23 protein-coding genes and 2 tRNA genes are annotated in these 25,925 nt (G+C 67.8%); 13 read left to right on the top strand and 12 right to left on the bottom strand.

Annotated elements, in window-relative coordinates; genetic code table 11:
- Nucleotides 1-192: 192 nt before the first annotated feature.
- Entirely contained in the window at nucleotides 193-1,374 is a 1,182-nt protein-coding gene (locus C5E41_RS12130; RefSeq protein WP_104375928.1) for a helix-turn-helix domain-containing protein, read from the bottom strand.
- 148 nt (nucleotides 1,375-1,522) lie between these two features.
- On the opposite strand from C5E41_RS12130, the gene C5E41_RS12125 reads away from it, so the two are divergent.
- Nucleotides 1,523-1,747 (top strand): hypothetical protein, encoded by a 225-nt coding sequence (locus C5E41_RS12125; protein WP_104375927.1) that lies wholly within the window; start codon nucleotides 1,523-1,525, stop codon nucleotides 1,745-1,747.
- A gap of 208 nt (nucleotides 1,748-1,955) precedes the next feature.
- Here the strand turns inward: C5E41_RS12125 and C5E41_RS12120 are convergent.
- From C5E41_RS12120 to C5E41_RS12090, 7 genes are all read right to left on the bottom strand, one after another.
- A tRNA-Leu gene (locus C5E41_RS12120) sits at nucleotides 1,956-2,029 on the bottom strand.
- Between the two features lie 56 nt (nucleotides 2,030-2,085).
- Nucleotides 2,086-3,561, bottom strand: a complete 1,476-nt coding sequence (locus tag C5E41_RS12115; protein WP_104375926.1) for a peptide MFS transporter — start codon at nucleotides 3,559-3,561, stop codon at nucleotides 2,086-2,088.
- Nucleotides 3,562-3,703: 142 nt separating this feature from the next.
- Nucleotides 3,704-4,651 carry a Ppx/GppA phosphatase family protein gene (locus C5E41_RS12110; RefSeq protein WP_104375925.1) on the bottom strand — a complete coding sequence of 316 codons (948 nt, stop codon included), beginning with the start codon at nucleotides 4,649-4,651 and terminating at the stop codon, nucleotides 3,704-3,706.
- Nucleotides 4,644-5,237: a DUF501 domain-containing protein gene (locus C5E41_RS12105; RefSeq protein WP_104375924.1), complete on the bottom strand. Its 594-nt coding sequence runs from the start codon at nucleotides 5,235-5,237 to the stop codon at nucleotides 4,644-4,646. The genes C5E41_RS12110 and C5E41_RS12105 overlap by 8 nt, the downstream gene beginning before the upstream one ends.
- Complete coding sequence (locus C5E41_RS12100; protein WP_104375923.1) at nucleotides 5,234-5,881, bottom strand: FtsB family cell division protein; 648 nt, start codon at nucleotides 5,879-5,881, stop codon at nucleotides 5,234-5,236. Before C5E41_RS12100 ends, C5E41_RS12105 begins: the two co-directional genes overlap by 4 nt.
- 126 nt (nucleotides 5,882-6,007) lie before the next feature.
- Nucleotides 6,008-7,297, bottom strand: coding sequence for a phosphopyruvate hydratase (gene eno / locus C5E41_RS12095; RefSeq protein WP_104375922.1), 1,290 nt, complete (start codon nucleotides 7,295-7,297; stop codon nucleotides 6,008-6,010).
- Between the two features lie 263 nt (nucleotides 7,298-7,560).
- Complete coding sequence (locus C5E41_RS12090) at nucleotides 7,561-8,298, bottom strand: lytic transglycosylase domain-containing protein (protein ID WP_439956500.1); 738 nt, start codon at nucleotides 8,296-8,298, stop codon at nucleotides 7,561-7,563.
- A 226-nt stretch (nucleotides 8,299-8,524) separates the two neighbouring features.
- On the opposite strand from C5E41_RS12090, the gene C5E41_RS12085 reads away from it, so the two are divergent.
- The 7 genes from C5E41_RS12085 (at nucleotide 8,525) to C5E41_RS12055 (ending at nucleotide 15,531) form a co-directional block, all read left to right on the top strand.
- Nucleotides 8,525-9,622: a TauD/TfdA family dioxygenase gene (locus C5E41_RS12085; protein WP_104375921.1), complete on the top strand. Its 1,098-nt coding sequence runs from the start codon at nucleotides 8,525-8,527 to the stop codon at nucleotides 9,620-9,622.
- Nucleotides 9,623-9,647: 25 nt separating this feature from the next.
- A complete protein-coding gene (locus tag C5E41_RS12080) occupies nucleotides 9,648-10,637 on the top strand; it encodes an ornithine cyclodeaminase family protein (RefSeq protein WP_181063211.1) in 990 nt (329 codons plus the stop codon).
- 31 nt (nucleotides 10,638-10,668) lie between these two features.
- Nucleotides 10,669-12,120, top strand: coding sequence for a Y4yA family PLP-dependent enzyme (locus C5E41_RS12075; protein WP_308706125.1), 1,452 nt, complete (start codon nucleotides 10,669-10,671; stop codon nucleotides 12,118-12,120).
- Nucleotides 12,121-12,153: 33 nt separating this feature from the next.
- Complete coding sequence (locus C5E41_RS12070) at nucleotides 12,154-13,200, top strand: PLP-dependent cysteine synthase family protein (protein ID WP_104375920.1); 1,047 nt, start codon at nucleotides 12,154-12,156, stop codon at nucleotides 13,198-13,200.
- Nucleotides 13,201-13,222: 22 nt separating this feature from the next.
- On the top strand, nucleotides 13,223-14,617 hold the full coding sequence (locus tag C5E41_RS12065) for an MATE family efflux transporter (protein WP_104375919.1): 1,395 nt from the start codon (nucleotides 13,223-13,225) through the stop codon (nucleotides 14,615-14,617).
- Between the two features lie 133 nt (nucleotides 14,618-14,750).
- Entirely contained in the window at nucleotides 14,751-15,227 is a 477-nt protein-coding gene (locus C5E41_RS12060; protein WP_104375918.1) for a pyridoxamine 5'-phosphate oxidase family protein, read from the top strand.
- Between the two features lie 4 nt (nucleotides 15,228-15,231).
- Nucleotides 15,232-15,531: an MTH1187 family thiamine-binding protein gene (locus C5E41_RS12055; RefSeq protein ID WP_104375917.1), complete on the top strand. Its 300-nt coding sequence runs from the start codon at nucleotides 15,232-15,234 to the stop codon at nucleotides 15,529-15,531.
- Nucleotides 15,532-15,564: 33 nt separating this feature from the next.
- On the opposite strand, the gene C5E41_RS12050 is transcribed toward C5E41_RS12055, so the two are convergent.
- The 4 genes from C5E41_RS12050 to C5E41_RS12035 form a co-directional block, all read right to left on the bottom strand.
- Entirely contained in the window at nucleotides 15,565-16,233 is a 669-nt protein-coding gene (locus tag C5E41_RS12050; protein WP_104376105.1) for a MazG family protein, read from the bottom strand.
- Nucleotides 16,234-16,328: 95 nt separating this feature from the next.
- Nucleotides 16,329-19,943: a transcription-repair coupling factor gene (gene mfd / locus C5E41_RS12045; protein WP_104375916.1), complete on the bottom strand. Its 3,615-nt coding sequence runs from the start codon at nucleotides 19,941-19,943 to the stop codon at nucleotides 16,329-16,331.
- Between the two features lie 172 nt (nucleotides 19,944-20,115).
- Nucleotides 20,116-20,763: a TetR/AcrR family transcriptional regulator gene (locus tag C5E41_RS12040; RefSeq protein ID WP_104375915.1), complete on the bottom strand. Its 648-nt coding sequence runs from the start codon at nucleotides 20,761-20,763 to the stop codon at nucleotides 20,116-20,118.
- A 215-nt stretch (nucleotides 20,764-20,978) separates the two neighbouring features.
- Nucleotides 20,979-21,593, bottom strand: a complete 615-nt coding sequence (locus tag C5E41_RS12035; protein ID WP_181063224.1) for a TetR/AcrR family transcriptional regulator — start codon at nucleotides 21,591-21,593, stop codon at nucleotides 20,979-20,981.
- Between the two features lie 355 nt (nucleotides 21,594-21,948).
- On the opposite strand from C5E41_RS12035, the gene C5E41_RS12030 reads away from it, so the two are divergent.
- The 5 genes from C5E41_RS12030 to C5E41_RS12010 all read left to right on the top strand — a co-directional run bounded on the left by C5E41_RS12030 (nucleotide 21,949) and on the right by C5E41_RS12010 (nucleotide 25,914).
- Nucleotides 21,949-22,019, top strand: a tRNA-Gln gene (locus C5E41_RS12030).
- A 185-nt stretch (nucleotides 22,020-22,204) separates the two neighbouring features.
- Nucleotides 22,205-23,695: a bifunctional UDP-N-acetylglucosamine diphosphorylase/glucosamine-1-phosphate N-acetyltransferase GlmU gene (gene glmU, locus C5E41_RS12025; RefSeq protein WP_104375913.1), complete on the top strand. Its 1,491-nt coding sequence runs from the start codon at nucleotides 22,205-22,207 to the stop codon at nucleotides 23,693-23,695.
- Entirely contained in the window at nucleotides 23,692-24,672 is a 981-nt protein-coding gene (locus C5E41_RS12020; protein WP_030515237.1) for a ribose-phosphate diphosphokinase, read from the top strand. Before glmU ends, C5E41_RS12020 begins: the two co-directional genes overlap by 4 nt.
- A gap of 227 nt (nucleotides 24,673-24,899) precedes the next feature.
- The gene (locus C5E41_RS12015; RefSeq protein WP_258080918.1) at nucleotides 24,900-25,217 is read left to right on the top strand and encodes a hypothetical protein; all 318 of its coding nucleotides are present in this window, start codon (nucleotides 24,900-24,902) and stop codon (nucleotides 25,215-25,217) included.
- A 61-nt stretch (nucleotides 25,218-25,278) separates the two neighbouring features.
- Nucleotides 25,279-25,914 (top strand): DUF2461 domain-containing protein, encoded by a 636-nt coding sequence (locus C5E41_RS12010; protein WP_104375912.1) that lies wholly within the window; start codon nucleotides 25,279-25,281, stop codon nucleotides 25,912-25,914.
- The last annotated feature ends 11 nt before the right edge of the window (nucleotides 25,915-25,925 follow it).

Here is a 25,925-nt window from a genome sequence, read left to right as displayed (position 1 = left end):
CGGTCGTCGGCAGCAGCTATCGCTGCTCGGTTGGTCCGATTGCTGATTAGAACGCCCGTAAAGGCAGCTGCCGCGACGATCACCGAACTCAATAGCGGCAGCCAAGCCTGCCACCATGCGGGCGAATGTTGCACAATCTCGATTACTTGAGGCGACACGCCGCGATTCTGTCACCAAGCACCGACACTGCGGTCAGAGTTGGACGCCCAGCCAGCTAGCGAACCCGGTAAGGCTGTTGGACTGTCGGCGTTGTGCCGCAGCGATTCCATAGACCGTTTCTCGGACCGACGGGTGCAGGCGGGTCTGCTGCGGGGCAATCCGCCGCGCCCGATTCAGCGCGTCCAGCGCTTGATCCGGTTTGCCTATCATGAGCCATGCGCGGCTCACGTCTTGCCAGTGGTGCCCCGCACGTGGCGGTGCGATTTCCTTGGGGAGCACGAGAGACGATCCTTCCCGCGCCGCCCTGGCGGGATCTCCAGCCTCCAATGCCACTGCTACAGAATGAATTCCAACGTTCGTCGGCCCGAACAACGTGCCGTACAGCTCGGATTCACCCGGCATCGTCGGGGCGAGGCGTCGCGCGTGTTCGATGTGTTCGGCGGCGGTATCGGAGCGCATACCCCGGGCGGCCACAATCGCCCCGCACAGGTGCGCGTAGCCGCGCACTGCATTCGCAGCTTCGCCGTCTCCTTCAATCTCGTCGAGGGCGTCTTCGACGAGTCGGAGCCCAGTGTCGTTCGCGTCGTGGTACATCAGGACCCGCGCCCGCTTCACCTTGGCTTGCGCCTCGTACAACGGGTCGTCCGCCGACTCAGCAGCCCATTCGAGCCGGTCGAGCACAGTCGGAGCGAGCTGGATAAAGCCGAACCGCCTGCACAGCCGTTCCGTGGTCACGTATGCGGCGCACAACAACGAGAACACCTGCCCTCGCTCGTCTTCGCGGGCCTCGTGCAGAGCACCGTACAAATGGCGAAGGAGGCCCGGCATTCGCGCGAGAGCTATGCGGCCCTTGTCATTCCGGTAGGCAAGGTCGACAGCGCCCATCTCGGCGGCAAGCTCGCTCAGCGACGGCGGCTCAACGGCCCGCACGTACCGGCCCTCCGCCAGCACGGCTCGAAGCTCGGCCAGTCCCTCCAGCGGCCCGTCCTTCTCGATAAGGTCGCGGTACGGCGTGCCAGTGAGCCGCTCGGGTTCCACGCGCAGCACCCGCGCAGCGGCAGCCAGGAACGCCGGGCTGGCAGGCTCCCGGCCTTGCTCCACCGCCTTGACCATCGCCAGGCTGTAGTTCGCGCGGTCGGCTAATTGCCGCTGGTTGAGACCCGCGAGTTTCCGCTCAGCCGCAATGGTCTGTCCGGCGTGGGGCGCAGCGCTCATGTCCTCAAGGGTAATTCCCTATTCCCTCCCTAGCCTTTCGATAGGCGAACATCAATAAGGCTTTTCGTCAAGCACCCGGTATCGGGGAGATGGCGATGACCCCTCGATACCGGGTGTGCTCACAACCCAATCGAGGAGGGGCGGCGCGATGGACGAGGGCAGCAAGCAGCTTCCACAGCGGCTGGTGAAAGTCGAATTCGGCAAGGGACGTCCGCCGACGCTCATGTACACCGCCAGCCCCGATGTAATCGCGAGAGTTCCCGCCGCGCTGAAGAACTGGAACCCCGACTACACGGTCGACGTCGAACCGCTGGAAGGCGAGGACCACGTTCCCCCGCAGCCGCTGTGGTGCCTGCGCGCCTGGGCCAACTGATGAGCGCTGACACTCTCGGGCTCGTGATCGCGGTAGGGCTGCCGTTGCTGGTGATCGTTGGCGCGATCTTCTGGCCCGAGCGCACCCAGCACGAATACGACCAGCCGCCCGCACCGTAACCCGCATGCAGGGTGGGACGGGAGTGGCATTTCAAGGCTCCGCAAGGCGACTGAAGACCCAGAAAACGCCTCTACCAGGCCGAATGAGGTGCCCCCGGTCGGACTCGAACCGACACTGTGCGGATTTTAAGTCCGCTGCCTCTGCCAATTGGGCTACGGGGGCGGCTGGGATAGCGTACCTAAGTCGTACGCCCGTCTCGGAATTGTCCGGGGATTTGCTCAGTGCACGCCTTCCATCAAGCGGCTGACCTGCGGGGCTAGGAAGTAAACGACGATTCCCACTGCGATCGCGACCAGGCCGGTGATGCCGAAGTAGGCGACTTCGTGGCTGGTGTCGTAGAACTCGGACAGGACGCCGGACATCGAGGTGCCGATGCCGACGGAGAAGAAGTACAGGGCCATCATCTGGGCTCGGAAGGCCTCGGGGGCGAGCTGAGTGGTAACCGCGAGGCCGATCGGGGACAGCAGCAGTTCGGAGATGGCGAAGCCGGCCAGGATGACGAGGACGAGCAGGGCGGGAACGGTTGTGTCCTCGAAGCCGGCTAGGGGGACGAACAGGAGGAACGATGCGCCCATCCCCATCACGCCGTAGGCGAACTTTCGGGGCGTGGTGGGGGCTCGGGTGCCCAGGCGGGTCCACATGAGCGCGAACAAGGGCGACAGGACGATGACCCAGATCGGTTCCTCCGAGCCGATCCAGCTCGCCGGTGCGGTCCAGCCGAACAGCGTCCAGTTCATTCGCTCGTCGGAGTAGACGGCCAGCACCGTGAAGATCTGCTGGAACAGCGACCAGAACACGGCGTTGGCGATGAACAGCGGTATGAAGGCCCGCACTCGGACTCGTTCCACCGCAACCACTTTCGGACTGGCCAACATCAATCCGAAATAGAGTATCGATACCGCCGCGATCACGCCGGTGGTTACCCACGACAGATTCGACAACCGGACCAGCCCGGTCCACATCGCGACGGCGACCACCACCGCGACGACCAGCACGACGGCGATCACCTTCCCGATCTGGCTGCGCGGCAACGGGTTCGGCACTTCCCGCCCGTGGGTACCCAGATTGCCCCGGAAGATCACGTACTGGGTGAGTCCGAGCGCCATGCCGACCGCCGCCGCCCCGAATCCGTAGTGGAATCCGAGGTGGGTCTGCAGCAGACCGGTGATCAGCGGGCCGACGAACGCGCCCAGATTCACGCCGAGATAGAACAGCGTGAAACCGCCGTCGGCGCGCGGGTCACCCTTCTCGTAGAGCGTGCCCAGAAGTGAGGACGCATTGGCCTTCAACGCGCCGGAGCCGAGCGCGACGAGCACCAACCCCACGCCGACACCGGTCAATCCCGGCAGCACCGCCAGCGCGATATGCCCGGCCATCACCACGACGCCGCCGTAGAAGACGGTCCGCTCCATCCCGAGCACCCGGTCGGCCAGCCAGCCACCGAGCACGGTCGACAGATACACCAGTCCGCCGTAGGCGCCGACGATGCCCGTCGCGGTGGATTTCTCCAGCCCGAGCCCGCCGTCGGTCAGCGAGTAGTACAGGTAGTACCCGAGGATGGTGAGCATGCCGTAGAACGAAAACCGTTCCCACAGCTCCACTCCGAACAAATTGACCAGCCCGATGGGATGGCCGAATATCGTGCGTGTCTCCGGCGACGCCTGCTCTCCCGGGACGGGTTCCACCCTGCTCATGAGACGCAATTGTCCAGCAACGGGGTACGGCGATCGCGCGAAACGCCGATCATCCGGGATGTCGCGGCCCCTCAGACGGTGCTGATCTCGCCCGGGGGACCGGACCTGCGTGGTGACGCGGCGCTGCCGCCTCCGGCCCGCCTCAGGCGATCGACAGCGCGATCCCGTCGAGAATGTCGTGCTCGCTCACGATCAACTCGGAGATCCCCGCGCGGCGCGCCAACTCGTCGGCCAGTACCTCGGCGATCACCGCACCGCCGCCGATCACGTCGACCCGGCCCGGGTGCATGGGTCCGAGAGCGGCGCGTTCGTCGTGGTTCATCCCGATCAGACGGTGACAGACCTCGCGGAGCCGATCGAACGTGAGACGGGTCAAATGCACCCGATCCGAATCGTATTCGGGCAGGTCCAGTGCGACTGCGGCGATCGTGGTCATGGTGCCGGCCACACCGACCCAGGTGCGGGCGCGTTCGACCGGAACCACGCCGAAGGCCTGGGCCAGCTGCTGCGAGGCGAAGAACCGCGCCGACGCGACCTCCTCGCCGGTCGGCGGATTACCGTGCAGGCAGCGTTCGGTGATCCGCACGCAGCCGATGTCGGTCGAGTAGGCCTCCTGCACGCCGGAGCTGTCGCCGAGCACCACCTCGGTGGACCCGCCGCCGAGATCGACGACCACGAACGGACCTTCGGCACTGGACAATTCGCCGACCGCGCCCGCGAACGAGAGCCGCGCCTCCTCGTCACCGGTGATCACCTCGGCCTGAGCGCCCGGCACGACGCGCCCCAGTTCCACCCCGGTCATGGTGAAGAAGTCGTCGCGGTTGCGCGCGTCGCGGGTGGCGCTGGTGGCGACCATCCGCACCCGGCTCACTCCGGTCTCGATCATGCGGTCGACGTAGTCGTGCAGGGCGACGCGGGTGCGTTCGATCGCCTCCGGATTCAATTCCCCCGTGGCGTCCACGCCCTTGCCGAGTCGCACGATCCGCATTTCGCGGTGCACGTCGGTGAGATGGCCGTCCGCGCCGACATCGGCGATCAGGAGCCGGATGGAATTGGTGCCGCAGTCGACGGCGGCAACCCGGTCACTCATCACTGTCTCCCGCATCGGTATTCGATTGATACTGCTCGTATTTCGGCCAGTCTCGCGGAATCGCGGTGCCGCGCAGTCCGGTATCGGCCGCCAGGGCGACCGCCTCGTCACCGAGCGGGTTCAGCCCAGGGCCCTTGGCCAGTGAATGCGCGATCAGCACGTGCAGGCACTTGACCCGCTCCGGCATCCCGCCACCGCTGAAATCTGTTCCCAGCGACTCGATTTCGTTGCGCTCGGACAGGTAGCTCTCGTGCGCGGCGCGGTAGGCGGCGGCCAGTTCCGGGTCGGCGGCCAGGCGTTCGGTCATCCCGCGCATCAGCCCGGCGGCCTCTTGCCGGCTGGCCTCGGCGGTCAGGCGCGGATCGGTGAGGTAGTAGAGCGTGGGGAACGGGGTGCCGTCGGGCAGACGCGGCGCGGTCTTCACGACCGCCGGTTGGCCGTCGGGTGTGCGATAGGCGATCGCGAGGACCCCGCGTGGCTCTCGGCCGAGCTGGCGGGCCACGATCTCGAGATCCGCCTCGGCGGGCGCACCCCGCTCGGCACGCGCCCCGCCGGACGAGGGCTCGGGCGTAGCGGGGTCGGTCACCGGGGTTCTCCTTCAGGATGGGGAGGGGGCGGCGGGGGCGCCGGCGTGGAGGTGGAGGTGGAGGTGGGCTGGGGGTCCGACATACTGCGCCACAGCTGGGTGTACCAGGGATCGGGGCGGCGGGCCTGACTCGTCGGCACCGGCACCGCGGGCTGCTCGATACCGGGCACCTGCACGATGTAGGCAGTGTCACCGGGCATCACCAGCCGCAGCCGGTCGCGGGCCTCGGAGCGGATGTAGGCGGGATCTTCCTGTTGTGCGCGGCGGTCGCGCAGCCGCGTCAGATCGTTTTCCAGATCGCGGCGCTGTTCGGCCAATTGCGCGGTTTCCGAACGCTGACTGAAATACGTGCGCATCGGTACGGCGAGGGTCAGCGCGAGCGCGCACAGCACCGCGGCCAGGATGACCGCCCGCCCGGTGGACAGCCCCAGAATCCGGCGATCGTGGCGATCCTCGGACTTCTTCGACTTCGCGCGCGTGGTGCGCGGTTCGGATTTCGTGCCGGCCGGGCGTCGTTGCGCGGCCCGTTTGCCGGCGGACGTGCGCGCGGAGCCGTTCGCGGCCCGTTCGGGCCGAGGCGACCGCGTCGAGCGGCGGTCACCGCGTCCTGCCGGACTGGTACCGCGCGCCCGTCGCTCCGTCATCCCCACACCTCGAAATCGCCTGCCTCCATAGCGGCGCTGCGATTCGACCGCACAGCGCAACGGTTCCGCCCGGTGACCGGCCGCTGTATCGACCGGCCCCGCACGCCACAACCGTTGACGAGGCTACTACCCCTCGAAGACGAACCGGGGAAATGCGACGTCACCGGCGTAGCGAGCCGAATCACCGAGCGCGTCCTCGATGCGCAGCAGCTGGTTGTACTTGGCGACGCGCTCGCTGCGGGCGGGGGCGCCGGTCTTGATCTGACCGCTGCCGACCGCGACCGCCAGATCGGCGATGGTGGTGTCCTCGGTCTCGCCCGAGCGGTGGCTCATCATGGTCTTGTAGCCGTTGCGGTGGGCCAGCTCGACCGCGTCCAGCGTCTCGGTGAGGGTGCCGATCTGGTTGACCTTCACCAGCAGCGCGTTGGCGGCGCCCTTGGCGATGCCGTCCTCGAGCCGCTCCGGGTTGGTGACGAACAGGTCATCGCCGACCAGCTGGATCTTGTCGCCGATCAGATCGGTCAGCGCGACCCAGCCGTCCCAGTCGTCCTCCGACAGCGGGTCCTCGATCGAGACCAGCGGGTACGCGCCCAGCAGGTCGTTGTAGAACTCGGCCATCTGCTCGGCGGTGCGCTCGGTGCCCTCGAACTTGTAGCCCGTTCCGGCGGTGTAGAACTCGGTCGCGGCCACATCGAGAGCCAGCGCGACATCGCTGCCGAGGTTGTAGCCGGCCTTGCCGATCGCCGAGGCGATCAGGTCCAGCGCCTCGCGGGTGCCGCCGGCCAGATCCGGGGCGAAACCGCCCTCGTCACCGAGACCGGTCGACAGGCCCTTGGACTTCAGCTCGGCCTTGAGGGCGTGGTAGACCTCGGCACCCCAGCGCAGCGCCTCGCGGAAGGTGGGCGCACCGATCGGGGCGATCATGAATTCCTGCACGTCGACACTGGTGTCGGCGTGGGCGCCACCGTTGAGGATGTTCATCATGGGCACCGGCAGCACGTGCGCGTTCGGCCCGCCCAGGTAGCGGAACAGTTCCAGGCCCGAGGACTCGGCGGCCGCGCGGGCCACCGCCAGCGAGACGCCCAGCAGCGCGTTGGCGCCCAGGCGGGACTTGTCCGGGGTGCCGTCCAGATCCAGCAGCACCTGGTCGACGGTGCGCTGCTCGACCGCGTCCAGGCCGATCACGGCCGGTGCGATCTCGTCCAGCACGCCCTCGACGGCCTTGCGGACACCCTTGCCGCCGTAGCGGTCGCCGCCGTCGCGCAGCTCCACGGCCTCATGCTCGCCGGTGGAGGCACCGGACGGCACTGCCGCGCGGGTCAGCGTGCCGTCGTCGAGAGCGATCTCGACCTCGACGGTGGGGTTACCGCGTGAATCCAGGATCTCGCGAGCTCCGACCTGTTCGATGATGGCCACGAAACGACACTCCTTCGGCTGCTGACAATCAATTCAGGGGCCCTGCCCACCGCCGTCCATGAGCAGGTCGCACGGCGGGCCCGTGCGCCTGCGAGCCTAATGGGTACGGTCCGGCACGCACGACACCGGTCCGCGCGCACTCCCGGTCGTTCGCGGAGACAACGACTCCGGTCGGATTCGGGCTCTCCGGCCGGCCGGCCGCCAGCGCGGCGCCGTCGTCCGCGCGCCGCACGCGGCGATCGTGGCGCGCCGTCCCGGCATCCTCAGGCCCGGCGGCCGACGCTGTATGCCGCTGCCTTCGTCCGCACGGTTGCCATATAGGTAGTGGACTGGTTGTAGGTCAGCACCGCCTTCTGCCAGCCCTGCGCGGTGCGCAGATCGCCGCCGCTGGCACACAGGTAACGCGCGGCGGTCAGCGAGGCGTCGTCGATGCTGTCCGGGTCGGCGCGACCGTCCCCGTTGGCGTCCACACCCCAGTGCTGCCAGGTTTCGGGCAGGAATTGGAACGGCCCCTCGGCACGCACGTAGACCGGGGTTCCGGTGCGTGCGGTGGCCTCGTCGTCGAGAATCCTTGCGACACCGGGTGATCCGTCCAAGGGGATGCCGCGGATCGGCGGCCGGACTTCACCGTCGGCATCCAGCTCGGAACCGCCGTGGCGACCGTGTTTGCTCTCCACCCGCGCGATGCCCGCGATGGTGGTCCAGCCGATGCCGCAGTCGGGACGCGAACGAGCCATCACCTCGGCCGCGTATCCGTAGGCCTCGAGCGCGACGGTGGGGATGCCGAGCGCGTCGGATTGCCCCTCGGCCCAGCCACGCAACTGTTCGGCACTGCGACCGGGCGCATCAAGGTCGATCGGCGGGACCGGTGCGCCCGCACCGGGCGGAATTCCGTCCGGAATCGGGGGCAGGTTATCGGTTCCCGCACATCCGGACAGCAGCGCGACAGCCGCGACGGCGGCGAACGCGAGGGGCCGGAATCCGGGGATGGTCGAACGCACGTTTCCATCATCCAGATTCGCGCGCGGATGGCACACACCGTGACGGCGCACCCCACCCGACCCGGCATACGATCAGCTACCTTTCCCTCTCCTCTGTTCCATACCGAAACGCTATGTTCAGCGGCCAACTTTAGGTAAGCCTTGCTTAAGATCAGTGGAGCGACTAACTTCGCAGTCCGAGTCTTCACCACCTGCTTCATCCCCATTGCGAGGAAGGGAACTCCTGGTGAAAAACGTTCTCCCCGAACGTAAGACACCCCAGCACGAAGAAACCGAACCGATCGACCGCCGTACGCTCGCACCCGAAGCCGCGGCGGCCGTGTTCTGTTCGGCCGAAGAGATTGCGATCACACTCGACCGCACCCTCGGTGGTTCCGCGCCGATCCGCCGCACCCTCTCGGATCCGGCGTTGATCCGGCTCGTGGACGCCTACGCCGCCGAACTTCCGGCGGCGGTGCGCACCGCGTTGCGACCGCCCGACACCCCCGCCGGCGCGACGATCATCGGACGCCTGCCAGTGCGCGACGAGGAGCTCGGCCCGACGCCGCCCGACTGGTTCCATGCCGCCGAACCGGCCTGCTCGGAGTCGTTTCGCCTGGATATCGCCCTGCTGCTGCTCGCCAGCTGCGCCGGCGAGCCGTTCGGCTGGCAGGGCCAGCAGGGTGGGCGGCTGGTCAACAACATCCTCCCCACCCCCGGCCACGAACACGAACAGTCCGGCGCCAGCAGCACCACCCTGCTGAGCCCGCACACCGAGGATGCCTTCCATCCCGAGCGCGCCCATCTGCTGCTGCTCGGCTGTCTGCGCAATCCCGATCGGGTGGGCACCACCGTGTCCTCGGTCCGCCAGGTGAACCTGAATGCGGACGGGCGCCGGCTGCTCGCCGAACCGACACTGCCCATCCTGCCCGACGTCTCCTACGGCGAGGATTTCAGCGAGCACCGCCCTGCCCCGGTGGCCACCGTCGCCGCCGATGACGGTGGGGCGACCCTGCGCTACGACCCCGCCTACACCCCACTCGACGACGCGAGCCCCGAATACCGTTGCGCCTACGCTCATCTCGGCGCGGAATTGGAACGAGTATGTCACCGCACGGTGTTGGAGCCGGGTGAGTTGCTGCTGATGGACAATGATGTCGTCGTGCACGGCCGGGTTCCGTTCACCCCCCGATACGACGGGACCGACCGCTGGCTCAAACGGGTCAACATCCGGCTGGCACGCCGCCGCGCACCGGCCGAGGCCGGTGAAAGCGGATACGGACAGCGGACGGTGCGGCCGTTCGCTCCGAATCCCGACGCGGCACCGAATATCTCGTCCCGATGAACCGACCAGTGAACCGAGGAACGCAGTGAGCAGCCGCCCCACCCCGTTGCGCGTACTCAGCCGCAGCGATCTCGCCGATGTCCCGATCGCCCCCAACGAGGTGGTGCGCGCCGTCGAGGACGCCTATCTGGCCCTGGCACAGGGTGATTCGGACAACCCCCGCAAGCTCAGTGTGGCGCATCCGGACGGCTGGTCGGTGGCGTACGCGATGCTCGGGCGCGACGGCCGCCGCCGGGTGGTCGCGATGAAGACCTCGTACAAATTCGATCCGAGTCACGACCGCAGCACCAAGCGCTACTACACCACCATCACCCTCTACGACGACGCGACCGGCACCCCGATCGCGATGATGGACTGCGCGCGGGTGGGCGCGCTGCGCACGCCGGCGGTCTCGGCGCTGCTGGTTCGCGAGACGGTGCGGCCGGGCGCGCGCAGCGTGCTGCTGATCGGCACCGGCACCCAGGGCCGAAACGCGCTGCCGCACTTGCTCGCCGCGAATCCGCAGTTGAACCGGTTGATGGTGTACGGCACCCATCCCGAGGGGCTGGAAGCGGTGGGCACCCACCTGCGCGCGCACGCACCGCACCTGGATCTCGATGTGGTCGACGATCCGCGCGCCGCGGCGGGGACGGCCGATGTGGTGCTGGCGACCGCCGGGCCCGGCACGCAGGTCGCCCTCGAATCCGATGATCTGGCACCGGGTTCGGTGGCCGTGCTGGTCGGTTACGGACTGGCGCCCTCGACGCTCACCGACGCCGATCGCGTGATCGCCACCAGCGCCGAGCAGATGGCGCTGACCGGCACCGATATGGCGGGCCCGGACGGGCGGCTGCGCTCGGTCGACGCCGAACTGCCGGCGATTCTGGGCCGCCGCGCGACCGCGCGCACCGGTGCCGACGAACGGCTGTTCGTCTACAACAGCGGCCTGGTCCTCACCGATATCGCCGTCGCGCACGCCCTGGCCGAACGGGCCATCGCCGAGGGCCGGGGCACGGAGGTGCCACTGTGGGATTGACCGGGGCGCGCCTTTGGGTCGCCGTGCGATCGTGGTCGAGCGGAATACCGACTGCGCGAACAACTTTCCGTGCCACGATGCGGTCGTCACCGCGGGAGGCGACGCGGTGACCGCGAGCCGGAGCATGCGGGCGCCCGACGATACGCGCAACTCCGCCTCGATCACGGCGCCTCCCCTCCCCGCACACCGCGCCGAATGGGAGCGCCGACTGCTGGCCGACACCCATCTGCTCGACGACATCGCCCACGCGGTCGGCGGCCCCTTCCATGTGCTGTACCCGGAGCGGGTGGGAGCCACTATCGACGGCTTCCGCGAGCAGTTCCGGCGCCACGGGGTGGACGGCGCGATCTACTACGGCAAGAAGGCCAACAAGTCCGCTGCCGTGGTGCGGGTGTGCGCCGAACACGGCGTCGGCGTCGATGTCGCCAGCGTCGGCGAGCTGAGTTCGGCTCTGGCGAACGGCATCCGGGGTCACGATCTGGTGGTGACCGGACCGGCCAAATCCGATGAGCTGCTGTGGCTGGCCACCCGGCACGGCGCCCTGATCGCGGTCGACGATCCCGGCGAACTCGCCCGGCTCACCGGCCTCGGCGCCACCGCCCGCGTGCTGCTGCGGGTACTCCCGCCGGATTCGACCAGCCGATTCGGCCTGACCGACATCGAGCTCGACACCGTGCTGCACCGCACCGATCCGGCCCCGATCCGGGTGGAGGGGTTCAGCTTTCACCTTTCCGGCTACGACCCGATCGCCCGCTCGGAACTGGCGGCCGCGCTGGTCGACCGCTGCCGGCACGCCCGCGCCCTCGGACACCCGGTCACCACCATTTCCATCGGCGGCGGATTCGGCGTCGAGTACCTGCCGGACACAGCCTGGCGCGCCTTCACCGAGGCACACGGTCCACACTGGTTCCACGCGGACAAGACGTTCGATTCGTATTACCCCTACCATCAGCGTCCCGCCGGATCGGCCGCGCTGGCCGCCGTCCTCGACCACGGCGATCTGGCTAAAGTTCTGCGCGCCCATGCCATTCGGCTCGCCGTCGAGCCGGGGCGCGCACTGCTGGACCGCGCGGGAAGCACCGTGTTCCGCGTCCAAGGCGTGAAAACCCGGACCGCACAGTCACTTCCCTACCAGCTGCTCACCGTCGACGGCACCAGCCTGAGCCTGTCCGAGCAGTGGTTCGACAGCGAATATCTGCCCGACCCGGTGCTGTGGCCGATGCGTCCGGGTGCGGTGACTCCGGCCTGCGTCGGCGCCGCGACCTGTCTGGAATCGGACATGCTGAGCTGGCGGCGCATTCCCCTGCCACGTCCCGCCGTGGTCGGCGATCTGCTCGTCTACCCGAATACCGCCGGGTATCAGATGGATTCGAACGAATCGTCGTTCCATGACCTCCCCATCCCGCCGAAGGTGCTGCTGTCGAGCGGCCCGGACGCGGATCCGGCGCAGCCGCCGCGGCTGCGCTGGGCGCTCGAACGGTAGCCCCCTTCCCACCACACTCCCGAGGAGACTCGCATGCCGATCGTCACGCGCGTGACGGACCTGATCGGAAACACTCCCCTGTTCGAGCTGGCCGTCACCGACGGTGGCACCCGACTGCTACTCAAACTCGAACAGTTCAATCCGACCGGCGCGGCGAAGATCCGGATGGCCCGCGAAATGGTGCTGGACGCCGAACGCCGAGGTTTGCTGAGAGATAGCGGACATATTATCGAGTCCACGTCCGGGAATACCGGACTGGGACTGGCGGTGGTCGCGGCCGAACGCGGCTATCGATTCACCGCGGTCGTGGATCACCACGCCTGTAAGGACAAACTGCGCGCGATGCGAGCCATGGGTGCCGACCTCGTCTATGTCGCCGCGGACGGCGATGACAGCCTGGCCACCTCCGCCCGGGAGGACCTGGCCGAGGCGATGGCCGCCGCGCGACCGGACGCCTACTTCACCGAACAGCACAACAACGAGGCCAATCCGGTCGGCTACTACGCTGTCGCCGAGGAGTTGCTGGCCGATCTCGGACATGTCGACATCCTGCTGTCCGCGGTCGGCACCGGCGGGTCGCTGTTCGGCACCGCGCGGCGGCTGCGCGACCTGGGCCATCCCGCACGGGTGATCGGGGTGGAGCCGGTCGGATCGATCGCGTTCGGCGGGCCCGGTGGACCGTACTGGCAGTCTGGCACCGGCACCCCACCCGGCGCGACCGTCGGCACGGCCGTGGACTATTCGCTGCTGGACGAGGGAGTCACCGTCTCGGACGTGGACGCCTTCGCCACCGCCCGCGCGGTCGCGCAGCGTTCCGGTCTGCTCATCGGCGGATCGGCCGGCGGCTCGGTGTATGTGGCACTGCAGCGACTCGAGGAATTCGAACCGGGCTCGACGATCGTCACCATCGTCTGCGACGGCGGCGAGAAGTACCTCGACACGGTCTTCGACGACGAATGGATGAGCGATCGCGATCTGCTGGATCGCGCCGCCGAGCACGCGGTCACCGACCTGCTGGACCGCTACGCGCCGGGTACACCAGCGGTATCCGAGCCGCGAAACCTGGTGGGAGTCCGATGAATCAGCTGAGCGAGGTTCGCCGATGACCGCCGCCACACCCCACGGTGACGGGCGCCGGCTGACGGCGCTGGCGACGCCCATCGCGTTGACCCAACTGGCCCAGGTCGCGATCTCGACCACCAATATCGCCTTGATGGGCAGCCTCGGCGTCGACCAGGTAGCGGCCGGTGGGCTGGCACTGGTGTTGTTCAACCAGATCCGCACCATGTGCGTCGGATTGATCACCGCCAGTGGCAATCGGGTGGCAACCGTGGTGAGCCGGGCCGAGAAGCAGCACCGCGGCCCCGAGCCGGAGATCCGCGATGTGGTCCGATCGAGCTTTCTCATCGCGACGGCGGCGGGGTTGCTCGGTGGTCTGATCCTGGTCGGCCTGGGCTGGTCGCTGCAGTGGCTCGGCCAGGACGCCGCGGTGCTGGCCGCGGCCCGGCCGATGATGGTGGCGCTCGCCCCCGGTCTGCTGCCGTGCCTGTGGTTCCAGGTGCTGCGCCAGTACACCGTCGGCATGCAACGGCCACAGGCGCTGCTGGTGGTGACGCTCGGCTCGGTGGCCGTGAACGCGGTGGTCGCGCTGGCGCTGATCCACGGCTGGGCCGGACTGCCCGCCCTGGGCCTGACCGGCGTCGGCGTGGCGTCCTCGGTCGTCTTCCTCGTCACCTTCGCGGTGTTCTGGGTGATGGTGCGCCGCGACGCTGCGCTGGGGCCGACGCTGCCGGTGCGGATGTGGCCGGTACGCCGGCGAACGGTCACCGCGGAGCTGCGGCTCGGCGCGCCGATCGCACTCACCTACGGGTCCGAGGCCGGCATGTTCTCGGTACTGGCCCTGGCGATGGGCACGCTCGGCCCGGCGGCGCTGGCCGCGCACAACGTGGTGTACCAGCTCGTCTACATCGTGTTCCAGGTCGCGGTGGGGCTCTCGCACGGGGTTTCGATCCTGGTCAGCCGGGCCGTGGCACGCGAGGAGTTCCGCCGCGCCCAGGACCTGGCCTGGCTGGTGTTGCGGCAGGCGGCCGTGGTGGCCGCCGTGGTCGGCGTCCTGTACGTCGCGGCGCCCGATCTGGTGCTGCGCCCGTTCCTCACCGGCCGCGACGGGGCCACCGTCGAGCTCGCGCACAGTCTGCTGCTGATCGCCGTCGTCCTGCAGTTCTTCGACGCCGCGCAGAACATCGGCAACGGCCTGCTGCGGGGAATCAAGGACACCCGGGCCGGATTCCGGTTGTCGCTGGTGGGTTATTGGATCGTCGGCCTGCCGACCGCGTTGTTGCTCGCCTTCCCGTTGGGCCTGGGCGCGAGCGGCGTGTGGTGGGGTCTGACCGCGGGCCTGGCCGCGACGGCCGGGCTGATGCTGCGACGCTATTTCTCGCTGCTGCGTCACCGCGAGGTCGCCGAGCCCCGCCAACTGGCCGACAGCCTCAACTGAGCCGTTCCCGTCCCTACGACCAGCGCGGTTCACCTCGACGGCTCGCACCCCAGCAAGTAAGCGGCACAACGGTTTACACTGGGGTGCCAGTCGCGGCCGATGCCGCCGCATGAGCCGACCGTGAGGTGACGAGATGGTAGCCAGCGCCGGAGAACGTCAGCAGCCTGCGACCGAGCATCCCGAACTGGACGTCCTGCCCACCTGGCCGCTGGACACCATCGCCGTGCTGGTGACCACCGATCCGTCGCCGCACGCGATTCCCGTGAGCTGGCCGGTGCGCGCCGACGATCGGCGAATCCTGTTGAGCCTGAAGTTCGATCGCGGGTCACTGGCCCGGCTGCGCAAACGTCCCGATGTCGCGCTCCTGATCCTCGGCGGCGGCAATGTGGCGCTGTGCGCCCGCGGTCGCGCGCGGGTGATCGCCGATCCGATGCCCGGCGCCGAGGACTATGTGGCCGTGGCCATCGATGTCGAGGTGATCGACGACCACCGCCAGGGCGCGTTCGAGGTCGAGGCGGGCATCCAGCGCACGGTCCTCGACGAACCGGAACTCGACTACCTCCGCTCGCGTGTCGCCACCCTGCAAGAGATGGTCGACGCGAAGAATTGACGGCATGATCGCCGCCTTCTCGGTCACCCCGCTCGGCACCGGCGCCGATGTGGGCCGCGCCGTCGCCGAAGCCGTCCGCATCGTCCGCGCCAGCGGGCTGCCGAACGAAACCAACGCCATGTTCACCACGCTCGAAGGGGAATGGGACGAGGTGATGGGGGTCATCAAGCGCGCTTCCGACGCCATCCTCGCGGTCGCGCCGCGCTGCAGCCTGGTGATCAAGGCCGATATCCGCCCGGGTGTCACCGGCGCCCTGACGTCGAAGGTCGAGTCCGTCGAACGGTATCTCGCGGAAGGCTCCTGACCATACGGCTGGGCGAGCTGACCGGGCGCGATCTCACCCCTGACCCTGTCGGTCCCCCAGCGAGTCTGCGAGGGTTTCCCAGTGGGCGCGCCACTCATCGGGACGCAGCGGCCCGCGACCGCCACGGGTCCGCTCGGCCGCGTCCTCGGCGGCCCGGATTCTCGCGGCGAAGTCGAGCGTGGCCTTGCGGAGACGCTCCTCGGCACTTTCTCCTCCGCCCAGGTGAACGACCCGCAGCTCGTCCGGAACCAGATCTTCGGGCAACCCCGCCTTCGCGCTGCGGGAGCGAATCTTCTCCGCCAGCGCCAGCGCGGGTTGCGCCATCGCGATCCCGTCCAGGCAGGAACGACGCGCCTTCTCGGTGAGTTTGCGTTCCTCCCAGGCTCTTTCCTGAGCGGCGACCTTCGCGGCCACATCCGCACCGGCGTCCACGACCGGATCCGACAGATGCGGGCTGCGATGCACCAGTTTCGCGACCAACGCGGCGGCCACATCGTCGACGGTGAATTCGCCTGCGGCCTGCGCGATCCGGGAATGGAACAGCACCTGCAGCAGCAGATCGCCGAGTTCCTCCTTGATCGTCTCCGCATCGCCGTGCTGGATGGCGTCGAGGAGTTCGTAGGTCTCCTCCAGCAGGTACGGCCGGAGCGAATCGTGGGTCTGGGTGACCTCCCAGCCGCCGAACTTCCACAGCCGGTCCATGACCTCGACCGCCTCGGTCAGGCCGTGCGCGACTCGTGCGGAATCAGCCGCGGCGTCGTCGGTCGTGCCCGACGCGCGCTCGCCCCGGTCCTCGCTCACCCGACCGCGACCTCCGCGCCCATCGCGAGGTCGACCATGCCCTTCGGCTTGCCGTCGAGCGCCAGCAGCAGATCGGCGACGAACTGCAACAACTGCACATCGCGCACCCGCGCCGCGCCGACGCTGTCCTCCACCCGCGGCAGCGGCAGCTGCACGATGCCCGTGGTGGGCCGGTAGCTCGCACTCGGATACAGCCGCTTGAGCCGCATCTGCTTCGAATCGGGCAGCTGCAGCGGCGACACCTTCAGCGTGGTGCCCGTGACGCCGACCTCCTGAATGCCGTACTCGCGGCACAGCAGTCGCAACTTGGCGACCGACACCAACCGGCCGACCTCCACCGGCAGCGGGCCGTACCGGTCGACGAGCTCCTCCACCACCGCGGCGAGAGCCGAATCATCCTGCGCCGCAGCCAGTTTGCGGTAGGCCTCCAACCGCAGCCGGTCGCTGGCGATGTAGTCGGGCGGAATGTGCGCATCCACCGGCAGGTCGATCCGCACCTCCTTGACCTCTTCCTCGGTCGTGATCGGCCGGCCGTCGGCGGCGGCACGGTAAGCCTCCACCGCCTCACCGACCAGGCGCACGTACAGATCGAAGCCGACACCGGCGACATGTCCGGACTGTTCGGCGCCGAGCACGTTTCCGGCGCCGCGGATTTCGAGGTCCTTCATCGCCACCGCCATACCCGCGCCGAGATCGGAATTCTGCGAGATGGTGGCCAGGCGGTCGTAGGCCGTTTCGGTGAGCGGCTTCTCGGCCGGGTACAGGAAGTAGGCGTATCCGCGTTCCCGGCTGCGCCCGACCCGGCCCCGCAGCTGGTGCAGCTGCGAAAGGCCCAGTGTATCGGCACGTTCCACGATCAGCGTATTAGCGTTGGAGATGTCCAGACCGGTTTCGATGATCGTGGTGCACACCAGCACGTCGAATTCGCGCTCCCAGAAGCCCTGCACGGTCTTCTCCAGCGTGTCCTCGTTCATCTGGCCGTGCGCCACCGCCACCCGCGCCTCGGGCACCAGATCGCGAATACGCTTGGCGGCCTTGTCGATCGAGGACACGCGGTTGTGCACGTAGAAGACCTGGCCGTCGCGCAGCAGTTCGCGGCGCACGGCCGCGGCCACTTGTTTGTCGTTGTAGCCGCCGACGTAGGTGAGGACGGGATGGCGCTCCTCGGGCGGGGTGAGAATGGTCGACATCTCGCGGATCCCGGCCAGGCTCATCTCCAGAGTGCGCGGGATCGGCGTGGCCGACATGGTCAGCACGTCGACGTGGGTGCGCAGCGCCTTGATGTGTTCCTTGTGCTCGACGCCGAACCGCTGTTCCTCGTCGATGATCACGAGGCCGAGTTCCTTCCACCGCAGACCGGTCTGCAGCAGCCGGTGCGTGCCGACCACGATGTCGACCTCACCGGTGGCCATACCGTCGATCACCTCGCGCGATTCCGCCGGATCGGTGAAGCGCGACAGCCCCTTCACCGTGACGGGGAATCCGGCGACGCGTTCGGTGAAGGTCTGCAGATGTTGCTGTGCCAGCAGCGTTGTCGGCACCAGCACGGCGACCTGCTTACCGTCCTGAACAGCCTTGAACGCCGCGCGCACCGCGATCTCGGTTTTGCCGTAGCCGACGTCACCGCAGATCACCCGGTCCATCGGGACCGGGCGCTCCATATCGGCCTTCACCTCGGCGATCGCGGTGAGCTGATCGTGGGTTTCGGTGAACGCGAACGCGTCCTCCATCTCCTGCTGCCACGGCGTATCGGGGGCGAACGCGTGGCCGGGCGCGGCCTGCCGGGCGGCGTACAACTGCACGAGTTCGGTGGCGATCTCGCGAACGGCCTTGCGCGCCTTGCGTTTCGTATTCGCCCAGTCGGATCCGCCGAGTTTGGACAGACTCGGCATCTCCCCGCCCACATAGCGGGAGAGCTGATCCAGCGAGTCCATCGGGACGTACAACCGGTCGCCGGGCTGGCCGCGCTTGCTGGGCGCGTATTCGATCACCAGGTATTCGCGCCGCGCGCCGCCGACGGTGCGTTCGATCATCTCCACGAACCGGCCGATGCCGTGCTGATCGTGCACGACCATATCGCCGGAGCTCAACGCCAGCGGATCGACCTGATTGCGCCGGCGGGCGGGGAGCTTCTTCCCCTCACCGGGCGCGGTGACGCGGTTGCCGGTCAAATCGGATTCGGCGATGACGACCAGTTTCGCGTCGTCGAACACGATGCCGTCGTGCAGCGAACCGCACAGCACACCGACCAGCCCACGCACCGGTTCGGCGCCCGGCTCGAGCGCCGCGGCCGGAACCTCGGCATCGGCGAGACGCTCCTGAACGCGTTGTGCCGTACCGTGTCCCGCCACCACGATCACCGCGCGCCCACCGGTGGTGACGTGCGCGCGCAGCGAGGCGAAGACGGTCGCGACCAGTTCCTCCGAGCCGCGAGCCGCCGGAGCCGACAGCACCGGCAGCACGATCTCCGCGGGATCGTCGGCGGCCAGCGGGCTCAGCGTCCACCAGGGCAACCCGCGCGACTCGGCACCGGCCCGCACGACGTCCAGGCCGCGATACGCCGAGGACGCCAGATCCAGACCGTGCGCGCCCAACGGAGCCGCACCGCCGAAGGACGCCGCCGTCCACGAGGCCTCGAGGAATTCCTGTCCGGTGCGGACCAGATCGGCGGCGCGGGTGCGGATCTTCTCCGGATCGCACAGCAACACATGCGACTGCGTCGGCACCACATCGGTGAGCAACTGGAGCTCGCCCGGCCGCAGCACCGGCAGCAGCGCCTCCATGCCCTCCACCGGAATGCCCTGCGCCAGCTTCTCCAGCATTTCGACCAGCGCCGCGTCGGCCGGGTTGTCCGCGGCCACCTTCGCCGCGGATTCACGCAGGTTCTCGGTCAGCAACAGTTCCCGGCAGGGCTGGGCCACAACGAGATCCACCTCGACCTCGGTGAGCGAACGCTGATCGGCGACGGAGAACGCGCGCAGTTCACTGATCTCGTCGCCCCAGAATTCCACGCGCACCGGGTGATCGGCGGTCGGCGGGAAGATGTCGAGAATGCCGCCGCGGACCGCGAATTCGCCGCGCTTGCCGACCATATCGGCGCGCTCGTAGGCGAATTCGACCAGCCGCGTAATCAATTCGTCGAAATCGAATTCGGCGCCGACCCGCAGCACGATGGGCTCGATCTCGCCCAGCCCGGGGGCCATCGGCTGCATGAGCGACCGGACCGTGGTCACCACGACCTGCAACGGTTCCGGATGGCCCGGATCCTCCGGATGCGCCAGCCGGCGCAGCACCTGCAACCGCCGGCCCACGGTATCGGCGCTGGGCGACAATCGTTCGTGGGGCAGCGTCTCCCAGGACGGGAACAGCGCAACCCGATCGCCGATGATCTCGCTCAGCTCGACGGTCAGGTCGTCGGCCTCCCGCCCGGTAGCGGTCACCACCACCAGCGGCCGGGCGGCCGCGACGGTCGCCGCCACGAACGGCCGAATCGCCGAGGGCGCGACCAGTTGCACCGAGGAGCGTCCGATCAACTCCCGAACCTGACTCAGCGCGGCATCGGCACCGGCCACCTCGGCCAGTCCCGCAAGAGGTGGGCGATGGCTCGGCATGAAAGAAACTCCCGCTGCACAGATCGGCGAATCAGAGCGACCAACCGAGTGTATGTTTTTGGCCTCCGCTTCGCTCCGGCGGGGTCTACGGCTCGTGGCTGGTCCGGGCGGGACTGTTGGACAGTGCTTTATCCGATAGCGCGCCCTGACAGGACAGCAACGCTGCTCACATCTACGGCACGTACCTGCGCAACCGCCGCGCCGCGAATTCCCGGAAGTACGCCACCTTCTCGTCCGGCACGATCGAGGGCAGCAGGAAATACCACATACGTTCCATGCGGACCGCCATCTGGTCGATGGATTCGGTGCCGACGGCGGTGATGTGGACTCCGGAGGTCATCTCCTGCAGGAGAAGGCCGATGGTTTCGGGGTCGAGGTCGGGTTTGAGGTCGCCCTGGGCGATGGCCCGCTCGGCGAGCAGCATCTGGGTTTCGCCCCAGGTCTTGGTGATGTTCTCGCCCGAGGCGCCGCGGTAGTCGCCGATCTGGTGAGTGAGTTTGAGCATCGCGCCCACCATGGGATCGTTCATGGTGAGGTCGGCCACGACGTAGGTGATGCCGATGGCGGCTTCGAGAGCGGGTACGCGCGGGTCGAAGAAACCCTGGCAGGCGCCGCGCAATCGTTCGTTGCCCTGGTCGACCACGGCGCGCGCCAGTTCTTCCTTGGATCCGAAGTGGAAGTACAGTGCGCCCTTGGTGACGTTGGATTGCGAGATGATCTCGCTGAGGCTCGCATTCGCGTAACCGAGTCGCAGAAAGACATCGGCCGCCCCCGCCAGCACCGAATCGCGGGTGATTTCCGCACGCGCTTGCCTAGCCATCAGATCCGCCTGTCCTCAAACCAGCCATCCTGAAGTAGACCGATATCCCGAAGTTGACCGACATCACAGCTCGAACAGCACTTGAAGGATGGGTGAACCGTACCATCCGACCGGCCGTCGCCAGCGGAATCGAGCATTAAGACCAGTCTCCTTCGCAAACAATGGGCTAACCGTCCAGTTCGGTCCCCTAACACCCCTGGCATCGACACCGCCGGTCAGCCTGGCGTCGCGCTCGGCCATTCGGAGCCCAGCTGCGGATCGGCCTCGAGGTGGGTGAGCCCGTTCCAGCACAGGTTGACCAGATGCGCGGCGACCACCTCTTTGGACGGCTGCCGTTCGTCGAGCCACCAGGTGGCGGCGGTGGCGACCATGCCGACCAGGGCTTGCGCGTAGAGGGTGGCGAGACTGGTGTCGAAGCCGCGGCGTTCGAAATCGCCGGCGAGGATGTGCGCCACCTGGTTGACCGCCTCGTTCAGCAGGCTGGAATAGGTGCCGGCGGCGGCCGAGGCGGGCTGATCGCGCATCAGGATCCGAAAACCGTCGGTGCGTTCCTCGATATAGGTCAGCAGCGCCAGGGCGACCTGTTCCAGCCGGACGCGGGAGCGGTTCTGGGTCAGCGACGAGGTGATCATGTCCAGCAGGGTCGACATCTCGCGGTCGACGACTACGGCGTAGAGACCTTCCTTACCGCCGAAATGTTCGTACACAACGGGTTTGGATACCTGGGCGCGCTGCGCGATCTCCTCGATGGAGGTGGCGTCGTAGCCACGTTCGGCGAACAGCGCCCGTCCGATCTCGATCAACTGCTGCCGCCGCTGCGTGCCGGTCATCCGCGGGCGCGGCGCCCGACTCACATCACCACCCGAAGTCATCGCTGCTCCCCCGCCTCTCTCCCCCGCCTCTCCGGGAATCTTGCCGGTCGTAGGTGTCTGGAGATTTCTCGGCCGGGCGGGCGGTCGGCAGCGTACCTGCGGTCAGGGCGTGCCCGACGAGTTACCCATGTGCTTTCGAAATCAGGTATTGCGTTGGGCAAATTTACCCGACCGCGACCGGCCCATCTCGCCGACCCGCGACCCGCGCGGGGAAAATCTGCCCGCAATTCGCGGAGATGCGGGCAAACGTGCGAGGATATTGCGCGCATGCCGTGGCGTAGCGGTGATCCCGTAGGGTTCACCGGTGCGACGATCCGCCGTAGTGTAATGGCAGCACCACTGATTTTGGTTCAGTTAGTTCAGGTTCGAGTCCTGGCGGCGGAGCTGGCGATGGGGCTGTGACCTGCGTGAATGTCGATCGAAGCCCCGAGTCGGGGCCCAGGCCCGGGTGGACTAGGGTGTGGGCGGACGGCCAGCCGCCGAGCCCCGCCGCAGACCGGATCTGCGAAGGTCCGGCGCAGGCAAAGACAGCGCGTACCAGCACGATGACAGGCAGCCGAGGGAGATCCATGCCACAGCAGACCGCCGTCGTCGTTCTCGCCGCCGGTGCCGGAACTCGAATGCGGTCCAAGACCCCGAAAGTGCTGCATTCGCTCGCCGGGCGCAGCATGCTCGAGCACGCCCTGCACGCGGCGAACGAGATCGACCCCACCGCCCTGATCACGGTGATCGGCCACGACCGCGAACAGGTCGGCGCCGCGGTGAATTCCGTTGCGGCAGAACTGGGTCGCGAGATCACCCCCGCGGTGCAGGAACAGCAGCTGGGTACCGGGCACGCGGTGCAGTGCGCCCTGACGGCACTGCCCGCCGACTTCACCGGCGACCTGCTGGTGACCTCCGCCGATGTGCCGCTGCTGGACGGGCACACCCTCTCGGCCCTGCTGGACGAACATCGCAGTTATCAACCGCGTTCCGCGGTCACGGTTTTGACCTTCGTTCCGGAGGATCCGAACGGATACGGGCGGATCGTGCGCGACGCCGACGGCGGCGTCCTCGAGATCGTCGAACATGCCGATGCCACGCCGGAGCAGGCGGCGCTCGGCGAAGTCAATTCCGGCGTCTACGTTTTCGACGTCGCCGTGCTGCGGACGATGATCAGCCGCCTGACGACCGCCAACGCCCAGCACGAGCTGTACCTGACCGATGTCCTGAAGCTGGCGCGCGAGGCCGGTCATCCGGTGCACGGCGCGCGTCTGGTCGACGCCGCCAAGGTCACCGGCGTCAACGACCGGGTGCAGATGGCTCAGGCCGCCCGCACGTTGAACCGCTACATCCTCGAGCGCCATATGCGCGCCGGAGTCACCGTCATCGATCCGGCCACCACCTGGGTGGATGCGAGTGTGCGCATCGGCCGCGACGCGGTGCTGCGCCCCGGGGTACAGCTGCTCGGCAATACCGTCATCGGCGAGGATGCCGAGGTCGGCCCCGATTCCACTCTGACCGATGTGCTCGTCGGCGAGGGCGCGAAGGTGGTCCGGACCCACGGCGAAGGCGCGACCATCGCCGCCGCCGCCACAATCGGGCCGTTCGCCTATTTGCGACCGGGGACGATCGTCGGCGAATCCGGCAAGATCGGCGCATTCGTGGAGACCAAGAACGCCTCGATCGGCGCGCATTCGAAGGTCCCGCATCTGACCTATGTCGGCGACGCCACGATCGGCGAGTACAGCAACATCGGCGCATCGAGTGTGTTCGTCAACTACGACGGCGTGAAGAAACACCACACCGTCGTCGGTTCGCATGTGCGCACGGGCAGCGACACGATGTTCGTGGCACCGGTGACCGTGGGCGATGGCGCATATTCGGCGGCGGGTACTGTGCTGCGTAGAAACGTTCCGCCGGGAGCGCTGGCGGTATCCGGCGGAGCGCAGAAGAACATTGAGGGCTGGGTGCAGCGGTATCGTCCCGGGACGGCCGCGGCGCAGGCGGCGGCGGAGGCGATCGCGGCCGATGACAGAGCGAGTCAGGCAACCGAGCAAAAGGATGGCAACACAGAGTGACCGCGTTCTCCACCGATAACCAGAAGAACCTGATGCTGTTCTCGGGGCGCGCTCACCCCGAGCTGGCCGAGCAGGTCGCGAAGGAACTCGACGTCGCGATCACGCCGCAAACCGCCCGCGAGTTCGCCAACGGCGAGATCTTCGTTCGCTTCGAAGAATCGGTACGTGGCTCGGATGCCTTTGTGCTGCAGAGCTTTCCGGCTCCGCTGAACCAGTGGCTGATGGAACAGCTCATCATGATCGACGCGCTCAAGCGCGGTTCGGCCAAGCGGATCACCGCCGTCCTGCCGTTCTACCCCTACGCCCGCCAGGACAAGAAGCACCGCGGCCGCGAGCCCATCTCGGCCCGCCTGGTCGCAGATCTGCTCAAGACCGCCGGCGCGGACCGCATCATCACCGTCGACCTGCACACCGACCAGATCCAGGGCTTCTTCGACGGCCCGGTGGACCACATGCACGCGCTGGTCCAACTGTCGGAGTACGTGCGCAACCACTACAGCACCGAGAACGTCACCATCGTCTCCCCCGACGCCGGTCGCGTGAAGGTGGCCGAGAAGTGGGCCGACGCGCTCGGTGGCGCGCCGGTGGCGTTCATCCACAAGACCCGCGACCCGCTGGTACCGAACCAGGTCAAGTCGCACCGCCCCGTCGGTGATGTCGCGGGCCGCACCTGCATCCTGATCGACGACATGATCGACACCGGTGGCACCATCGCCGAGGCCGTGCGGGTGCTGCGCGAGGCCGGGGCCGGCGACGTGGTCATCGCCGCCACCCACGGCGTGTTGTCCTCCCCCGCGGCGGAGCGCCTGGCCTCCTGCGGCGCCAAGGAGGTCATCGTCACCAATACCCTGCCGATTACCGAGGATAAGAAGTTCCCCTCGCTGACCGTGCTGTCGATCGCCCCGCTGCTGGCGCGGACGATCCGGGAGGTCTTCGAGAACGGGTCGGTCACCGGCCTGTTCAACGGCTCCGCATAGCTCCCCGCCTCTCCGCGTATTCAGCGTGTCGTTGGGTGGGCGGTGGGTTGGCAGTCGGTCTCGCCTTGGGGGCGTGCCGGCTATTGGGCGTGCCCGGGGAGTTACCCATGTGCGACTGATTTGTATTGGTCTTTGTTCTCTCCTCTTCGGGGATGATCAGCGGTAGCGTTGTCGTAGGTGCATCGATGTGCTGTCGGTGCGCCGGCCTGCGAGAGAGGTGGGCACGGATGGCCGACGAACGTGACACGTACCCGTTGATGGACGAGGTGTTCGAGATGGGCGATGACGAGCACGAAGACCTGGATTACGACCTGGGTGACGATGAACAGGCCGACGAGATCCGCGAATATCAGCGCTACATCGACGATCCGCCCGCCGATCTGGAAATCAGGTATCACGAGAACGACGACGACGGCCGCCTGGGGATTCGCAGCGAACTCGACCAGGAATGGACCCGCCGCCGGCATCGCCAGGAATTGCGCGACGAGGACGAGCGCCCCGCCGAAGTCGCGGCCATCGAGGTGGTCGACGAGCCGGGCGACTGAGCGGCGACCGGTCGGAGCGGGCGCCACGGAACATGTCCGCGGCGGTCGCTAAGTTGGCGGTATGAGCGGATTCGCGGGGTTCCCGTTCGCCGGGCTCGACTTCTACGAGGATTTGGAAGCCGACAACTCGAAGGCTTTCTGGACCGCCAACAAACACGTCTACGAACAGTCCGTGCGGGCGCCGATGGTCGCGCTGACCACGGAACTGGAGAACGATTTCGGACCGGCGAAGATCTTCCGGCCGTATCGCGACGTGCGGTTTTCCAAGAACAAGGCGCCCTACAAGGATCATCAGGGCGCGGTGGTCCGTACCGCCCCGGGCGCGGGGTGGTACGTCCAGATCGGCGCGCCCGGGCTGTATGTGGCCGGCGGCGTGTACGCGCCGACGCCCGAGCAACTCGCGCGGCTGCGCACCACCATCGACGACGAGGTGCGTGGCTACGAATTGCAGGCGCTGCTGGACGGTTTGGCGGCAGTCGGGTACGTGATCGGCGGGGAGCAACTGAAGACCCGCCCCAAGGGGTTCCCCGCCGACCATCCACGCATCGACCTGCTGCGCCACAAATCCCTCGTGATCCACAAGGACTTCGGCGCACCGCCCTGGCTGGAAACACCGCGCGCCGCGACCGAAGTCCGGGCCGCCTGGGAGGATCTGCGGCCGGTCGTCGAGTGGCTGGCCGCGGTCATCGGCAACTGACCTCGGCGGAG

The sequence above is a fragment of the Nocardia nova genome (assembly GCF_002933465.1).
Taxonomy (GTDB): domain Bacteria; phylum Actinomycetota; class Actinomycetes; order Mycobacteriales; family Mycobacteriaceae; genus Nocardia; species Nocardia nova_B.
The sequence above is the reverse complement of the archived record's forward strand: the minus strand, read 5'-3'. Positions and strand labels throughout refer to the sequence as shown.

What these genes read in the sequence shown, in the direction of transcription:
- C5E41_RS12055 (WP_104375917.1), top strand. Translation starts at nt 15,232, where the DNA reads ATGATCGCCGCCTTCTCGGTCACCCCGCTCGGCACCGGCGCCGATGTG.
- C5E41_RS12040 (WP_104375915.1), bottom strand. Translation starts at nt 20,763, where the DNA reads ATGGCTAGGCAAGCGCGTGCGGAAATCACCCGCGATTCGGTGCTGGCG.
- C5E41_RS12115 (WP_104375926.1), bottom strand. Translation starts at nt 3,561, where the DNA reads ATGAGCAGGGTGGAACCCGTCCCGGGAGAGCAGGCGTCGCCGGAGACA.
- glmU (WP_104375913.1), top strand. Translation starts at nt 22,205, where the DNA reads ATGCCACAGCAGACCGCCGTCGTCGTTCTCGCCGCCGGTGCCGGAACT.
- C5E41_RS12010 (WP_104375912.1), top strand. Translation starts at nt 25,279, where the DNA reads ATGAGCGGATTCGCGGGGTTCCCGTTCGCCGGGCTCGACTTCTACGAG.
- C5E41_RS12100 (WP_104375923.1), bottom strand. Translation starts at nt 5,881, where the DNA reads ATGACGGAGCGACGGGCGCGCGGTACCAGTCCGGCAGGACGCGGTGAC.
- mfd (WP_104375916.1), bottom strand. Translation starts at nt 19,943, where the DNA reads ATGCCGAGCCATCGCCCACCTCTTGCGGGACTGGCCGAGGTGGCCGGT.
- C5E41_RS12015 (WP_258080918.1), top strand. Translation starts at nt 24,900, where the DNA reads ATGGCCGACGAACGTGACACGTACCCGTTGATGGACGAGGTGTTCGAG.
- C5E41_RS12125 (WP_104375927.1), top strand. Translation starts at nt 1,523, where the DNA reads ATGGACGAGGGCAGCAAGCAGCTTCCACAGCGGCTGGTGAAAGTCGAA.
- C5E41_RS12050 (WP_104376105.1), bottom strand. Translation starts at nt 16,233, where the DNA reads ATGGACCGGCTGTGGAAGTTCGGCGGCTGGGAGGTCACCCAGACCCAC.
- C5E41_RS12065 (WP_104375919.1), top strand. Translation starts at nt 13,223, where the DNA reads ATGACCGCCGCCACACCCCACGGTGACGGGCGCCGGCTGACGGCGCTG.
- C5E41_RS12110 (WP_104375925.1), bottom strand. Translation starts at nt 4,651, where the DNA reads ATGAGTGACCGGGTTGCCGCCGTCGACTGCGGCACCAATTCCATCCGG.
- C5E41_RS12060 (WP_104375918.1), top strand. Translation starts at nt 14,751, where the DNA reads ATGGTAGCCAGCGCCGGAGAACGTCAGCAGCCTGCGACCGAGCATCCC.
- C5E41_RS12130 (WP_104375928.1), bottom strand. Translation starts at nt 1,374, where the DNA reads ATGAGCGCTGCGCCCCACGCCGGACAGACCATTGCGGCTGAGCGGAAA.
- C5E41_RS12070 (WP_104375920.1), top strand. Translation starts at nt 12,154, where the DNA reads ATGCCGATCGTCACGCGCGTGACGGACCTGATCGGAAACACTCCCCTG.
- C5E41_RS12035 (WP_181063224.1), bottom strand. Translation starts at nt 21,593, where the DNA reads ATGACCGGCACGCAGCGGCGGCAGCAGTTGATCGAGATCGGACGGGCG.